The 13,162-nt window shown below is 66.1% G+C and carries 16 protein-coding genes and 1 tRNA gene; 9 read left to right on the forward strand and 8 right to left on the reverse strand.

Going from position 1 to position 13,162, the window contains the following annotated elements; translation table 11 throughout:
• On the forward strand, window positions 1-768 hold the full coding sequence (locus TX76_RS12515; protein WP_049902831.1) for a VOC family protein: 768 nt from the start codon (window positions 1-3) through the stop codon (window positions 766-768).
• Window positions 769-915: 147 nt separating this feature from the next.
• Here the strand turns inward: TX76_RS12515 and TX76_RS12520 are convergent, their stop codons facing one another.
• Complete coding sequence (locus TX76_RS12520; protein ID WP_049902832.1) at window positions 916-1,716, reverse strand: alpha/beta fold hydrolase; 801 nt, start codon at window positions 1,714-1,716, stop codon at window positions 916-918.
• A 91-nt stretch (window positions 1,717-1,807) separates the two neighbouring features.
• Window positions 1,808-2,494, reverse strand: coding sequence for a helix-turn-helix domain-containing protein (locus TX76_RS12525; RefSeq protein ID WP_049902835.1), 687 nt, complete (start codon window positions 2,492-2,494; stop codon window positions 1,808-1,810).
• A 180-nt stretch (window positions 2,495-2,674) separates the two neighbouring features.
• Between TX76_RS12525 and TX76_RS12530 the strand changes: the two genes are divergently transcribed.
• From TX76_RS12530 to TX76_RS12540, 3 genes are all read left to right on the forward strand, one after another.
• Window positions 2,675-3,796, forward strand: a complete 1,122-nt coding sequence (locus TX76_RS12530) for a glutamate--cysteine ligase (RefSeq protein WP_049902836.1) — start codon at window positions 2,675-2,677, stop codon at window positions 3,794-3,796.
• A gap of 44 nt (window positions 3,797-3,840) precedes the next feature.
• On the forward strand, window positions 3,841-4,473 hold the full coding sequence (locus TX76_RS12535; protein ID WP_049902837.1) for a transcriptional regulator: 633 nt from the start codon (window positions 3,841-3,843) through the stop codon (window positions 4,471-4,473).
• Between the two features lie 149 nt (window positions 4,474-4,622).
• A complete protein-coding gene (locus TX76_RS12540) occupies window positions 4,623-5,111 on the forward strand; it encodes a phosphopantetheine adenylyltransferase (protein WP_049902838.1) in 489 nt (162 codons plus the stop codon).
• Between the two features lie 18 nt (window positions 5,112-5,129).
• Here TX76_RS12540 and TX76_RS12545 read toward each other — a convergent pair whose 3' ends face one another.
• On the reverse strand, window positions 5,130-5,438 hold the full coding sequence (locus tag TX76_RS12545; RefSeq protein ID WP_049902839.1) for a hypothetical protein: 309 nt from the start codon (window positions 5,436-5,438) through the stop codon (window positions 5,130-5,132).
• A gap of 75 nt (window positions 5,439-5,513) precedes the next feature.
• Here TX76_RS12545 and TX76_RS12550 point away from each other — a divergent pair, with 75 nt between their 5' ends.
• Complete coding sequence (locus TX76_RS12550; RefSeq protein WP_049902840.1) at window positions 5,514-6,035, forward strand: MOSC domain-containing protein; 522 nt, start codon at window positions 5,514-5,516, stop codon at window positions 6,033-6,035.
• 40 nt (window positions 6,036-6,075) lie between these two features.
• Window positions 6,076-6,160: transfer RNA gene (locus TX76_RS12555), tRNA-Leu, on the forward strand.
• A 154-nt stretch (window positions 6,161-6,314) separates the two neighbouring features.
• Here TX76_RS12555 and TX76_RS12560 read toward each other — a convergent pair.
• Both TX76_RS12560 and TX76_RS12565 read right to left on the reverse strand, forming a co-directional pair.
• Entirely contained in the window at window positions 6,315-6,650 is a 336-nt protein-coding gene (locus TX76_RS12560) for a DUF5615 family PIN-like protein (RefSeq protein ID WP_049902841.1), read from the reverse strand.
• A gap of 6 nt (window positions 6,651-6,656) precedes the next feature.
• Complete coding sequence (locus TX76_RS12565) at window positions 6,657-6,968, reverse strand: DUF433 domain-containing protein (RefSeq protein ID WP_079890830.1); 312 nt, start codon at window positions 6,966-6,968, stop codon at window positions 6,657-6,659.
• Between the two features lie 199 nt (window positions 6,969-7,167).
• Here TX76_RS12565 and dacZ point away from each other — a divergent pair, with 199 nt between their 5' ends.
• Entirely contained in the window at window positions 7,168-7,980 is an 813-nt protein-coding gene (gene dacZ / locus TX76_RS12570) for a diadenylate cyclase DacZ (protein WP_049902842.1), read from the forward strand.
• Entirely contained in the window at window positions 7,980-8,774 is a 795-nt protein-coding gene (locus TX76_RS12575; protein WP_049902843.1) for a mechanosensitive ion channel domain-containing protein, read from the forward strand. Before dacZ ends, TX76_RS12575 begins: the two co-directional genes overlap by 1 nt.
• Window positions 8,775-9,195: 421 nt before the next feature.
• On the opposite strand, the gene TX76_RS12580 is transcribed toward TX76_RS12575, so the two are convergent.
• Entirely contained in the window at window positions 9,196-9,693 is a 498-nt protein-coding gene (locus TX76_RS12580) for an acyltransferase (RefSeq protein ID WP_049902844.1), read from the reverse strand.
• Window positions 9,694-9,756: 63 nt separating this feature from the next.
• Window positions 9,757-11,121, reverse strand: coding sequence for a phosphoribosylamine--glycine ligase (gene purD, locus TX76_RS12585; RefSeq protein ID WP_049902845.1), 1,365 nt, complete (start codon window positions 11,119-11,121; stop codon window positions 9,757-9,759).
• 305 nt (window positions 11,122-11,426) lie between these two features.
• Here purD and TX76_RS18665 point away from each other — a divergent pair, with 305 nt between their 5' ends.
• On the forward strand, window positions 11,427-11,648 hold the full coding sequence (locus tag TX76_RS18665; protein WP_049902846.1) for a hypothetical protein: 222 nt from the start codon (window positions 11,427-11,429) through the stop codon (window positions 11,646-11,648).
• A 4-nt stretch (window positions 11,649-11,652) separates the two neighbouring features.
• Here the strand turns inward: TX76_RS18665 and TX76_RS12595 are convergent, their stop codons facing one another.
• Complete coding sequence (locus TX76_RS12595) at window positions 11,653-12,993, reverse strand: DUF389 domain-containing protein (protein ID WP_079890831.1); 1,341 nt, start codon at window positions 12,991-12,993, stop codon at window positions 11,653-11,655.
• Window positions 12,994-13,162 lie beyond the last annotated feature (169 nt).

Below are 13,162 nucleotides of genomic sequence, written 5' to 3' on the forward strand. Positions count from 1 at the left end.
ATGGACGCAATCCTCGACCACACGATGATCCGGGTCGAAGACCTGGAGGAGACGACCGAATGGTACAGCGACCACCTCGACTACGTCGAACACGGTCGAATGGAAGCCGACACGTTCACGAACGTGTTCATGGGCCCGGAGGGAGTCGGCGACGAGGGCGCGCTGCTCGAACTCACGTACAACCACGACGGCCGGAGCTACGAGATGGGCGACGCGTGGGGCCACATCGCGGTCCGCGTGCCAGAGGGAGAGCTCGAATCGGCCTACGACGAACTGATGGACGAGGGTGTCGAGGACTACCGCGATCCCGAGTCCTGCGGCGGGCGCTACGCGTTCGTGACGGACCCCGACGGCCACGAGATCGAGATCGTCCAGCGCGATCACGGCGCGCGCTGGAGCCTCGATCACACCATGATGCGCGTCGAGGACGCCGACCGGAGTCTCGGCTTCTGGACGCGGAAGTTCGAGTACGACGAGCTTCCGGGGGGTCGATGGGAGTCCGACGACTTCGCGAACTACTTCGTCGAACCGGAGGGCGCGGCCGACGAGGCGATGAGCGTCGAACTCACCTACAACTACGACGGGCGCTCCTACGAGATGGGCGACGCGTGGGGCCACGTCGCGGTTCGCGCCGACGACCTCGATGACGCGTGGGAGACGCTGATGACCCGCGACGCCGAGGACTACCGCGATCCGGAGTCCTGCGATCACCAGTACGCGTTCACGAAGGACCACGACGGCCACGAGATCGAAGTCGTCACGTCGTAGCCACGGCCCGTAATCGAACGTTTTACAGTTGAATCGACACGTTCGGGTGCTATCCGTTCGACGTCGATCCGGTCTTCTCGAACATCCGACGGTGCTGTGAACCGCTTCGAGCACCGTGCTGTGACGGAATCCGTGAGTGGGGAGTCGTCAAGCCGTCCGGTTCGGTGCCCCCTCCCCCTCGATGAAGGCTCGTACTTCGGCCGTGATGCGATCGGGTGCTTCCGTTGGCCCGCTATGGCCGAAGCCGTCGAACTCGACGAGACGGCTGTTCGGGAGGGCCTCGTCGACCGCACGGACGCTCTCTCGGAGATGAGACGGTCCTTCAGTTCCAGTCAGCAAGAGTGCGGGCGCGTCGATATCGAGCGTGTCGGGTAGTCGGTACTGCTCAACGGCACGGTTCATCCGGACGAGATTTTCCGCCAAGCTGGCGAAGTCGGGCCAAGGCGGCCACTCGGCGAGCCATCCATCGAGGTCGTCTATTTCGCCGCCATGCATGACCTCGCGGATGTAGTGCTTCACTGCCGACCGTTGCTCTCCTTCGTCGAGACGTGCCTGCATCTGGGCTGCAAGACTGGCTTGCTCTCTGTACTCACCGACGAGGACTGCCGGTTCGTAGGCGACGATCTTCTCGACGGGCGCGACACGAGCAGCCTCGATCGTCAGGAGGCCACCGAAGGAGTGCCCGAACAGAACCGGTTCCCCGCCAACTGCATCGATGACTGCACGAACGTCTTCGACCTCCCGATCGAGGTCGTAGTGGTCATTGTCACCACTGTCCCCATATCCCCGTCGGTGTGGGACGATAACCGTGTAGTCGTCGGAAAACCGAGGAGCGATCGGCTCCCAGTAGTGAGGGGTGGACCCGCCGTGGAGAAGAATCAGCGGTGGCCCCTCTCCGTGTTGTTCGTATGCAATGCTGATCCCGTCGGCCGCTGTGACTGTCTGCATCGGTGTACTCACTGGTCCGAGAGCAACTCGGCTCTGTCTGTCCCTCATCAGTGCGGCAGTTTATATACTACCTGTCGAAAGAGGAGCACTCTCAGTCAGGCAGCGGTGGCCACGTCGAGGCAACGGTCGTTTCGATAAGGTGGGTCTGTGCTCGTCGGAGGCGCTCGGAGAGCGACGACGCGGTGATGTCGAATTCGGTGGCGACGTCGTCGAGCGACGCCGCCCGCGGAATTTCGAAGTGACCCATCTCGTAGGCGATCCGGAGCGCCTCACGCTGGTGGTCGGTGAGTCCGTCGCCTGGTGCTTCGGCTTCGCCATCGCGAGTGAGTCGCCGCAGGATGAAATCACCGTTTCGCTGCCAGAACGTGCGAAACTCGTCCAAGACAGCCCTGTCGGCGAACCAGCCGGTCTGGACCCAGCCGGTTGGCGTGACACGGATCCGTTCGATGATGGAGTCGGTAGTGGCGAGCGCCCGAAGTTCCGAGAGGTTTTCGATGTGTTCGCCGAGTCGAGCTTGCTCCCCGACCGCCGGCTGAACCTGATACTGGCGCGTCTCGCCTGCTCGTCCGACCAGCGTGTACGCCGCAACGAACGCCGTCGACTCGAAGGCGCGCTCCACCAATGCGTCCGTCCCGCCAGTCGCGTGGACGATGAACAGGGGAAGATCACCGTGGTTGTACTGGAGTTCGACCTCCAGCGTCGCCTCCGTCACAGCGGCTGCGACTTCAACGAGCGGCAGAACCTCACAGATAATCTCGTACTCGGCAACAAGTCCCATGTTACACCTCGTTTTCGCGGATATTTATGGGCGTGTTGATGGCTTCGGTGGAGGGGGTATGGTACTGTTCGGTGATCGCACCTGTTTAGCGTAGTTACGAGACACGCATCCGACACCAGTGACGGGAAAACACGCCGAAATCCTGCAGTTTTAATCCGGCGGCCCGGTATCTCGCGCGAGATGGACGTGGGTTCGGCCGAGAACTTCACTCGGATGGGGACGCTTGGCGTCGAGGAGGAGTTTTACGTCGTCGACGACGCGGGCCGCCCCACGTCGGGCACCGACGAACTCGTCTACGGGAGCGAGCCGCCCGCGATCCTCGACGACCGACTGGATCACGAGCTGTTCAAGTTCATCATCGAGACCCAGACACCGATCTGCGAGGGGCTCGACGAGGCGCGCGAGCAGGTCGTCGCCGTTCGGGAGGCGCTCGTCGAGCACGCCAGGCAACACGGCTACGCCATCGCGGCGGCGGGGCTCCATCCCGCCGCGCGGTGGCGCGAGCTCGAACACGCCGAGAAACCACGCTATCGCTCGCAGCTCGATCGGATCCGATACCCACAGCACCGCAACACCACCGCCGGAGTCCACGTCCACATCGGGGTCGACGACGCCGAGAAGGCGACGTGGATCGCGAACGAGCTTCGATGGTTCATGCCGATCATGCTCGCGCTGTCGGCCAACTCCCCGTACTGGGAGGGGTACGACACCGGCCTCGCGTCGGCGCGTGCGAAGATCTTCGAGGGACTTCCCAACACCGGGATGCCGACCGCGTTCGCGAGCTTCGAGGAGTACGCGCGCTTCGAGCGGCTGATGGTCGAGAAGGGTTCGATCGCCGACCGCGGCGAGCTCTGGTACGACGTCCGACCGCACACCGGTCACGGCACCGTCGAACTTCGCGCGCCCGACGCACAGTCGAACTCCGAGCGCGTGATGGCGTTCGTGAAGTACGCCCACGCGCTCGTGCTCGATCTCGCCGAACGCTACGAGGACGATCCGGACCCGTGGGCAACGTACCGATCGAGTGGAGAAGGCGCAAACGCAGTCGGGAACGGCGGGCTCCGTCGCGAACTCCTCGACGAGAACAAGTGGCGCGCGCTGCGGGACGGCCACGACGCGACGTTCGTCGACCGCGACGGCACGGACACGATCGGTCTCGAAGCCCTCGTCGAGCGCGAGATCGACCGGCTCGGCGTCGAGGGCCTCCAGCGTCTCCTCCGCGCCGAGAGCGGTGCGACGGCGCAGCGACGCCACCGCCGCGAGGGCGGGCTCGACGCCCTGTGTGCGTCGCTCCTGCTGTAGGCGAGGAAGACTTTTTATCCCGTGAGCGGCTGGTTACCACAGTTATGACCGCCGACGACACGCCCATCGACGAAGACACGGGCGGCGAGAACGAGACGGCGGACGACGAGATCGAACCCGCCGACGTGCGCGCGGAGCTCGACCGCCAGCGGTCGGGCACTGCCGTGACTGACGGGGCGAGCCCGGCGAGCGACTCGCGCAGCGAGGGCACCGAGGAGTTCGACGAGGGGATCGTGGAGCTGCTCTCGGCGGCGCTCGACACCGACCGGGCCGCGCGGGTGTACGTCGCGGTCCGGCGTCGCCGGTCAGCGACCGCCGAGGAGGTCGCAGCGGGGACCGGACTGTACCCCGATTCGGTCCGCGAGATGCTCGCCGAGCTTCGCGACGAAGGTGTCGTCGACAGACACACTCGCACCACGGACCACGAGGACGACGAGTTCGAGTACACCGCGATCCCGCCGAGCGAGCTCGTCCGCGTGATGGTCGATCGCGTCCGCGACGAGTTCGACGCCAGGCTCGGCCTCGATCGGCTCCCGGACGAGCGCTCCGAGCCGACCCGCCGAACCCCCCGGAGCGATCCCGTGACGATCACCGTCGAGGACGCCAGCGAGAGTGACGGGACGACGGACGACGAATCGTCGGACAGCGACGGGATGGCCGACGGCTCCGGGGAGTGACGAACGTCGGTCGACGGCGGTTGCGGCCGGCCCTCGGTGGGGACGACGCTCGTTGACGTCAGTTTGCACGCAGACAGCCGGCGAGCAGCGTCCTGCCCGATCGATCGTGGAGTCGAAGCCACTAAATCGTGGGCACGCCTCCGCCGGGTATGGATGTCGCGCTCGGCGGGACGTTCGACCCGGTCCACGACGGCCACCGCCGGCTGTTCGAGCACGCGTTCGAGCGCGGCGACGTCACCGTCGGGCTGACCAGCGACGATCTCGCCGCCGAGACCAGACACGAGGAGCGGTACGTCCGCTCGTTCGCGGAGCGCCAGGCGGACCTCGACGACGAACTCGCCGAAATCGCCGAGCGCCACGACCGTGAATACGAGATCCGCCGTCTCGACGAACCGACCGGTATCGCGGTCGAGGAGGGGTTCGACGTGCTGGTGGTTTCGCCCGAAACCGAGGCGGGCGGCGAGCGGGTGAACGAGATCCGCCGCGAGAACGGGCTCGACCCGCTCGACATCGAGGTGGTCGATCACGCCCGCGCCGAGGACGGCGACATCATCTCGAGCACGCGGATCGTCCGCGGCGAGATCGATCAGTACGGAAACCTCACGCCCGAGCACGAGGGGCGTCCGCGACCCGAGTGAGCCGGCGGGTCGCCGGAGCTACCACGTGGGCGGATCGAGGCCCGCCTCGTCGAGCAGCGGTCGCCAGCGTCCCTGGATCGTGAGCCGGGAGACGCCGACCGCCTCCGCGACCACGCGCTGGGATCGTCGGTCGCCCGCGATCAGCCCGCCGGCGTAGAGGCTGGCCGCGAGCGCCGCCGGTTTCGAGCGCTCGCCGTCGGGGACCGTCGAGAGGAACAGGTCGGTCGCGCGCTCGCGGGCGGCCGCGCCGAGGTCGAGCGCGTCGGCAGCGGCGTCGAGGTCGTCGAGCCACCCCTCGTTTTCGACCCGATCGCGCGCCCGGTACATGCCAGGCGTCGGGGCCGACGGACCCTAAACGTTCGTGAAGCGAAGGTCTATCCGGACCGCTCTCCTTCGTCCGCCATGCAAGCGACCGTCGAGACGATCTACACCACGCCCGAGGGATCGGAGCCGATGCAGGAAATCACGGAGATTGAGGCCGTCGCGCGCCAGGGGCTGCGCGGCGATCGGTATATGAAGGGCACAGGCTACTACTCGGGGATGGACGAGTGCGAGGTCACCTTCATCGAGAGCGAGGCCATTCGAGAGATCAAGGACGAGTTCGACATCGACCTCACCGACGGGCGACACCGCCGGAACGTCGTCACCAGCGGGGTCTCGGTCCACGACCTCCTCAACCGCCAGTTCACCGTCGGCGACGTGACGTTCGAAGGGACGCGCCCGCGCCCGCCGTGCGCCCACGTCGAGCAGGTCGCCGACGAGGAAGGTGTCTCGCGCGCGCTCAAGAACAAGCGCGGCGGGATCTGTGCGAGCGTCGTCGAGGACGGGACGATCCACACTGGCGACGAACTCGCCGTCCTCGACGACGCCGAACACGGCGATGGCGTGGCCGACGCGATCAAGAACCGGCTGACGGGCGAGTAAACGACAGGTTCTTTTTGCGCTCCCGGGAAGGCGGTACTGCGCGCGGGTAGCCAAGCCAGGCCAACGGCGCAGCGCTTAGGACGCTGTCCTGTAGAGGTCCGCCGGTTCGAATCCGGTCCCGCGCAGTGAGTGGAGTAAGCGAGCGCAGCGAGCGAACGGAACGAACGAGCAGGAGCGTGATTCGAGGCAGGGAGGTCGCGCGCAGGCGAGCGCAGCGAGCCAAGCACGTCCGACCGTGGTTCGAATCGCGCTCCTACGTGGATTCTCGACACACACGGCTCACAACCACTCCTGAGTGAGAAAGACGACTGGCGGAAGGGCCTCTCGGTCCGGGTACGCCTCGATCACTGCGGTGATGATTCGGTAGATCTCGAACGGCGGCAGGCGTTGATTCGGACAGTAGAAAACGCCTCGGTGCTCGTCGCTTCGAGCGGTATCGGCGAAATCGTCGTCGTGCGTAACGATGATTCGATCCGTCGAGCGTGCGTGGGCCATCACCTTGTGATCAGAGGTGCCGGATCCAAGAACGTCGACGACGCGCTTGACGTCATGGGTGCTCTTCGAGAGATGGCGTGCGAGTGCCGATTCCGTGTCTTCGTCGAGAAGGAATCGCAACTGTGTCTACCCCGAGTCCGTGTCACCGAGGTCGTCCGGTCCGGTTGCGGCCCGTGGGTCCGCTTCGCCCGCCTTCAGCCGTTGCTCGCGGCGTGACTGGATGGCCGCCATGCGTTCGGGGTGGTCGTAGTAGTACGTCAGCGCCCGATACACGTCGGCAACATCGAGATCGTGTTCGGCGGCGAGTGTCTTCGGGTCGACGCCGCGACCGTCGATCTGCTCGTGGACGAAGTACACGCCGATCCGTGTGCCGTCGATTCGTGGCTTTCCGCCGAGCACGTCTGGCGTTTCCACGATACGGGCGACGGCCTGTGCCATACCTGCTTTTCGGGGTACAGTCATATAAGGATGGCAGCCCTTCCACACCCCTCCACGTTGCTATGTGGAGGCGAAGCATCAGCGTGCCGGCTATGCAGGACGCCGTTCGCTGGACGGTGATTGTCCACTACTTTGACCGACACTGCCGGGATAGCCGTGTCACAAACCTTTTTGCGGCCCCGGAAGCCCGTATCGGGTAATGCCGACTGTACGCGACCTCCTCGGCGAGATCGTCGACGAGGTCGAAACTGTGCTCCTGTTCTCGCCGAGTGCCTCGTACTACGAGCGGTGTCAGGCGGTCGAGAACGTCTCGACGGTCGTGGTCGCGCCGGACAACGGGGTCGGCGCGGAGCGGTACGTCGAACTTCCCTTGGAGTTCGCCGATCTCTCCGAGCGCATCCGGTTCGGGATCGAGGGCGCGCTCGACGAGGGCCACATCGACGAGGGCGACGAGGTGGCGTGTGCGACCAAGCTGTTCGACGACGTGATCGACAGCGTGAGTCGAGCGCGGGCGGGCGATCTCGACCAGTCGGGCGTCTACGATCTGTTCACCAACTCCCGCGGCGATCCCGAAGTCATCCGGGATGTGCTGGATGTTGCAGTCGAACTCGGGCAGAAGGGTCAGAAGGGCAAACCGGTCGGGGCGCTGTTCGTCATCGGCGACGCCGGCAAGGTGATGAACAAGTCCCGGCCGCTGTCGTACAACCCCTTCGAGAAGAGCCACGTCCACGTCGGTGATCCGATCGTGAACGTGATGCTGAAGGAGTTCTCGCGGCTCGACGGCGCGTTCGTCATCAGCGACGGCGGGAAGATCGTCTCGGCGTACCGCTATCTCGAACCGAGCGCCGAGGGCGTCGACATCCCGAAGGGGCTCGGGACCCGCCACATGGCGGCAGGATCGATCACGCGGGACACCAATGCGACCGCGGTCGTGTTGAGCGAGAGCGATCGCCTGGTGCGCGCGTTCAAGGGCGGCGAGCTGATCCTCGAGCTCGATCCGGAGGAGTACTGATGGCGCTGCTGGCCCAGTCCGTGGTGCAGGACCTCCTCACCCGCAATCTCGATGTGGTGCTCCTCGCGGTCATCCTCGTGGTCGGCGGTCTCGTGGCTTACCTCGTCGCCCGATCGACGAACCGGCTGCTCGTCGCCGCCGGTGTCGCGGACGTGGTGGAAGGGACCGCCTTCGAGCGTGCCGCGAGGCGGCTCGGCACCTCGACCGTCGCCCTGCTCTCGTGGCTCCTCGGTCTCTTCGTGTTCGTCCTCGCCGCGGTGATCGCCCTCGGCGTCGCCGCGCTGTTCGACATCCAGAGCTACCTGATCGACTTCATCGACTTCCTGCCGGACCTGTTCATCGCCACGCTCATCGTGATCGTCGGACTGGTCCTCGCCGACCGGGCGGAACTCCGGGTCGCCGAGCGCCTGAGCGGCTACAAGTTCACCTCGACGGGCGCGCTCGGCGTGGTGCCCGGCCTCGTGAAGTACAGCGTGATCTACATCGCGGGGCTGATCGCGCTCGGCCAGATCGGTGTCGCCGATGACGCGCTGATCGTGCTGCTCGCGGCGTACGTCTTCGGCGTCGTCTTCCTCGGGGGGCTCGCCGGTAAGGACCTCCTCGCGGCGGGTGCGGCAGGAACCTACCTTCTCTTCACTCAACCGTACGCCATCGGCGACGAGGTCCGCGTCGACGGCATGCACGGTGTGGTCCAGGAGGTCGAACTGTTCGTCACCCGCGTCGAGAGCGACGGCGAGGAGTTCATCATCCCGAATCACCGTGTCTTCCGGGCGGGCGTCGTCCGAGTACGCTAAACCACTTTTTTACTTCGTCGGATCTCCTCGCTCGTCGGCTTCGCCGACTCGCTGTGGGGACCTCTCCTCGTAAAAACCTGGACTAAAAACACCCACTCACTCGCGCCCTGCGGGCGCTCGTTCGCGGTAAACCGCGCTCGCTGCGCTCGCGCGGACGATACTGCCATCTGCACCGTGACCGCCGAAGCCCTCGCTCCCTCCGGTCGCTCGCCCTTGATCCACCGAGGACCGCCACCGCACCGCCGAAGCCCTCGGCGCGCGCTCACTTCGCTCCCGTGAGCGAAGCGAACGGGAGTTCGGAGCGCGTGAAGCGTGCTCCGGCGTTCGCTGCTCGCTCCCTTCGGTCGCTCGCGCACCTCGCCCTTCATCCACCAGGCCCGCTGCCGCTCCGCACCGCCCCACACCGCCACTGCAGCCGCCCTCACACCTCCGTCGCCGGCACGCCAGCGACCGTCGCCTCCGGTGGGACGTCCTCGGCGACGAGCGAGTTCGCAGCCACCCGTGCCTCGGCACCGATCTCGACGCCGGGCAGAACGATCGCGCCAGCGCCGATCATCGCGCGCTCGCCGACGACCACCTCGCCGGTGCGGTACTCGTCCTGGAGGTACTCGTGACAGAGCAGGGTGGCGTCGTAGCCCACGATGGCGTGATCCTCGATCGTGATGAGTTCGGGCCAGAACACGTCGGGCGTGGCTTCGAGCGCCCACGAGACCCCCTCGCCGACCGTGACGCCGATCCGCCGGAGCGCCCAGTTTTTCACCCGGAGGAACGGCGCGAGCCGCGCGACGAGAACGAACAGGTAGTTCACGACGATCCGCCACGTCGAGTGCGCCTCGGGCCAGTGCTGGAGGGAGTTTCGGGGACCGGGCGTCGGATGCACAGTGGTGCGATCCCGGCGGGAGTCGGTGTCGTCGGTCACGACGAACCGTTCGCCCCCTGATGACTTGAATCCGCAGACCGCCACGCACTCGATGGGACGAACCTACTCGGCTCGCAGTTCGTCCATGTGCTCGACGCGAGACTCGACGAGCGCCGCCGTGCCGATGTCGTGGCGGACCCGGAGTCCCTCGGTGCCGGCCTCGGTCAGCGTCTCGTCGACGATCGCCTCGGCGGTTTCGATGGTGTCGGCGACCCCGACCACCGCGAACGCCCGCGACGTGGTGGTGTAGATCCCGTCGTCGCGCTCGTCGACGCTTGCGTAGTAGAGTTCGACCCGCGGCGAGGTCCCACCGTCCGCGGCCGCCGAGCCGCCGGCGTCGGCACCGGCCGCGAACCGCTGGTTGATCGTCTCGACGACGCCCTCGTCGACCTGGATCTTCGCCCCTGCGTCCGGATCGGTGGGATAGCCCTCGGGAACCGCGTACTTACAGACCGTGGCCCGCGGCGCGAAATCGAGATCCGGCAGCGAGTCGCCGTCCCGCGCCGCGGTGAGAACCGAGAGCAGGTCGGTGTCGAGCACCGGCAGCGTGTTCATCGCCTCGGGATCGCCGAAGCGCGCGTTGAACTCGACGACCTTCGGGCCATCGGCGGTCAGCATGAACTGGCCGTAGAGCACTCCCGTATAGTCGTCGAGCGCCGCGACCGTCTCCTCGACGATCCCGACGGCCGCGCGGTAGTCCTCGTCGATCATGAACGGAAGCTCAAGCCCGCTGTCGGAGTAACTCCCCATTCCTCCTGTATTGGGGCCTTCGTCGCCCTCGTAGGCGCGCTTGTGGTCCTGGACCGCCGGAGTCGTGCGCACGTCGCCGTTCGCCACCAGCGCCTGCACGGTGAATTCCTCGCCGACGAGGCGCTCTTCGAGCACCACCCGGTCGTACGCCGAATCGCGGAGGTACTCCTTGGCTTCCTCGGGGGTTACCTGGTCACCGATGACGCGGACGCCCTTCCCGCCGGTGAGTCCGGCGGGCTTCACCACGAGATCGCCGTCGTGGTCGTCGATGTACGCACACGCACGCTCCATGTCGTCGAACGTCTCGAACGTGGGACAGCCGGGAACGTCGTGCTCGCGCATGAACCGCCGCTGGTAGGCCTTGTCGGTCTCGATCCGCGCCGCATCGGCGTGCGGCCCGAACGGGAAGACGCCGGCGTCGGCGAGTGCGTCGGCGACACCGGCTTCGAGCGGCGTTTCGGGCCCGACGACTGCGAGCGTCGCCCCGACCTCCTCGGCGTAGGCGACGACAGCCTGCGGGGTGGTGGTGTCGAGCGTTGCGAACCCCGCGGCGAGGCCCGCGATGCCCGGATTTCGGTTCGTTGCACAGGCGTACAGCGTCGCCTCGGTGTCGGCGAGTGCGCGCGCGATGGCGTGCTCGCGCCCGCCGCCACCGACGACGAGAACCGTCTCGCTCATGCGCGATACGCCGACCCGGGCGACCTAAGCGTTGTCCTTCTGGTTGCTATCGCTCCAACCGCTCGCCCGTCCTCGGCGTCGAACGGTCGTTGGACCGTTTCGAGCGGAGCGTCGTCGAACGGCATTCGGATCGAAGTAACGCACTGGCGAGCGCAGGCAGCACGTTTAGCGAGGGATGACGTGTCGTTACGCCCGCAACGACCATCGCTGTTTTGGTCTCACACGAAAGCGCGCTTTCGAACGGCGAGTGATCCGATCATGACTGAGATACCTGGGATCGAGCCGTCGAGACCGCGGACGACTACATCCACGTCCGGTTCAGGGACCCGGACCGGTTCGACGAGATCCGGACGCCGGACTGGGCGGCGAACGCAGCCCAGTCGGTATCGGATGGGGCCGAGGTACGTACCGGACGAGTGGAAGAAAGCGACGACTGGCAGGTAGAGGCAGTGTTGATCGAAGAACACGTCGGTGAGGACAAAGCAAAGGAGCAAGCGAGGGGGATCGTGGAGACGATCGAATCGTGAGCGATCACCGGTTCGTCGATCGAGGGGACGAGTGTTCGCCGTCGACTGCGGTGGGACTCGGTGATGGCATTTGTGAGGCGTTCGACCGCTGGAACGTCACGAATCGAACGTCGACGCGAACGTCGTTGCCGGTCGTCGCTTCGATTCGCCGTTCGAGTCGTCCCGAGAGGCCAGGATACGACGAGTTCGGCGCACTGAGGATGACGGTGACCGCTTCGGGCGTCGAAAGCGGGGCAGTGCCACCGTGCTGGGTCCGTATCGAAACGACACCGAGTTCCGCGTAGGCCGGCTCGTCGAGAACGTCCTCCACGTCTTCGGTAACCGCCCGCTGGAACGTGGCCTGCTGTGCGGCCGCGACCCCGGCGATGCCGACGGCGATGACGATGAGGGCCGCCGTCGCGAACGCGGCCCGTGTCGGTGTGCGGTCGGTGAGCAAGGCTGGACTGGAGTCGGTGTTGCGGTAGAGCCCCCAGAGCACGCCGTACATCGCGAGGTTGATCGCGGCCATCGTACTCACCAACAACAGTGCACTCCCGAGCGCGATCAGATACTCACCCCACGCAAGGGCGATGCCGACGGTGGCCGCGGCAGGAATCAACGCCGCAGCAATCATCACGCCGATCAACGATCCCGTTCCCTTCGTCGTCAGCCCGAACGCGGCGGCCGCGCCGGCAGCGAACCCGACGATCACCGCGAACGCGCTCGGTGCCATCCGGAGCGCGATCAACTCGATCGTGGCGATATCGAGCATCGAGGGGACGAGACCGGCGATCTTGACGCTGAAGCTGAACACCACTGCACCGACGACTCCGGCCACGAGCCCGAGCGCCTGGATCCGGACGCTATCCACGAGCATCGCCCGATCGCCCGTGACGGCTCCGACGGTCGTGGTGAGGACGGGACCCACGAGCGGGGCGATCACCATCGCGCCGACCACGATCGCGGGCGAATCGATCAGCAAGCCGGCGGCGGCGATGATCGCGCTCAGGAAGATCATGGCGGCATACGACAGCCAGTCCAGACTGAGACCGCGCGCCTTCGAACGCAGCTCCGGCAGCCGGAGCGGGTCGTAGTCGGTGGCGTACCGATCCTGTAGCTTCTCGGTGTGTGGTGTGGACGCATTTTCGGCAGTGAGAACGACGAGGTAGTCGTCGTCGAGCCCGACCCCCCGGGTGGCATCGAGGACATCGCCGAGCCCGTCGGTCGGCACCGGAAACTCGACCAGCGACGATCCGGGCGATTCCTCGCTTCCCGCCGTGACGACGAAATCGATCTCCTTCCCCCGAAGCACGTCGAGAACGTCGTCGCGATTCTCCTCGGTGACGAGTAGCCTGACGAGACGCATACGGTGGAACACGTGCGACAGCGATGAAGGTGCTTAGCCGGCACTCGACTGCTCGTTTCGTTCCCGGGTTGCGAACCGGATGGTCACTTCGTCAGCACGAAACGGCAGCGACTACGGGTGCTCGGTGGGCCGCGCTGCGTCGACACCGGTGTATCGCCGGCAGCAGTCC

Origin of the sequence: Halococcus agarilyticus (assembly GCF_000334895.1) — an archaeon.
Classification (GTDB): domain Archaea; phylum Halobacteriota; class Halobacteria; order Halobacteriales; family Halococcaceae; genus Halococcus; species Halococcus agarilyticus.

Bases quoted from the DNA above. Each gene is read 5' to 3' on its own strand.
- TX76_RS12515 (WP_049902831.1), top strand. From the start codon at position 1: ATGGACGCAATCCTCGACCACACGATGATCCGGGTCGAAGACCTGGAG.
- TX76_RS12520 (WP_049902832.1), bottom strand. From the start codon at position 1,716: ATGCAGACAGTCACAGCGGCCGACGGGATCAGCATTGCATACGAACAA.
- TX76_RS12525 (WP_049902835.1), bottom strand. From the start codon at position 2,494: ATGGGACTTGTTGCCGAGTACGAGATTATCTGTGAGGTTCTGCCGCTC.
- TX76_RS12530 (WP_049902836.1), top strand. From the start codon at position 2,675: ATGGACGTGGGTTCGGCCGAGAACTTCACTCGGATGGGGACGCTTGGC.
- TX76_RS12535 (WP_049902837.1), top strand. From the start codon at position 3,841: ATGACCGCCGACGACACGCCCATCGACGAAGACACGGGCGGCGAGAAC.
- TX76_RS12540 (WP_049902838.1), top strand. From the start codon at position 4,623: ATGGATGTCGCGCTCGGCGGGACGTTCGACCCGGTCCACGACGGCCAC.
- TX76_RS12545 (WP_049902839.1), bottom strand. From the start codon at position 5,438: ATGTACCGGGCGCGCGATCGGGTCGAAAACGAGGGGTGGCTCGACGAC.
- TX76_RS12550 (WP_049902840.1), top strand. From the start codon at position 5,514: ATGCAAGCGACCGTCGAGACGATCTACACCACGCCCGAGGGATCGGAG.
- TX76_RS12565 (WP_079890830.1), bottom strand. From the start codon at position 6,968: ATGGCACAGGCCGTCGCCCGTATCGTGGAAACGCCAGACGTGCTCGGC.
- dacZ (WP_049902842.1), top strand. From the start codon at position 7,168: ATGCCGACTGTACGCGACCTCCTCGGCGAGATCGTCGACGAGGTCGAA.
- TX76_RS12575 (WP_049902843.1), top strand. From the start codon at position 7,980: ATGGCGCTGCTGGCCCAGTCCGTGGTGCAGGACCTCCTCACCCGCAAT.
- purD (WP_049902845.1), bottom strand. From the start codon at position 11,121: ATGAGCGAGACGGTTCTCGTCGTCGGTGGCGGCGGGCGCGAGCACGCC.
- TX76_RS12595 (WP_079890831.1), bottom strand. From the start codon at position 12,993: ATGCGTCTCGTCAGGCTACTCGTCACCGAGGAGAATCGCGACGACGTT.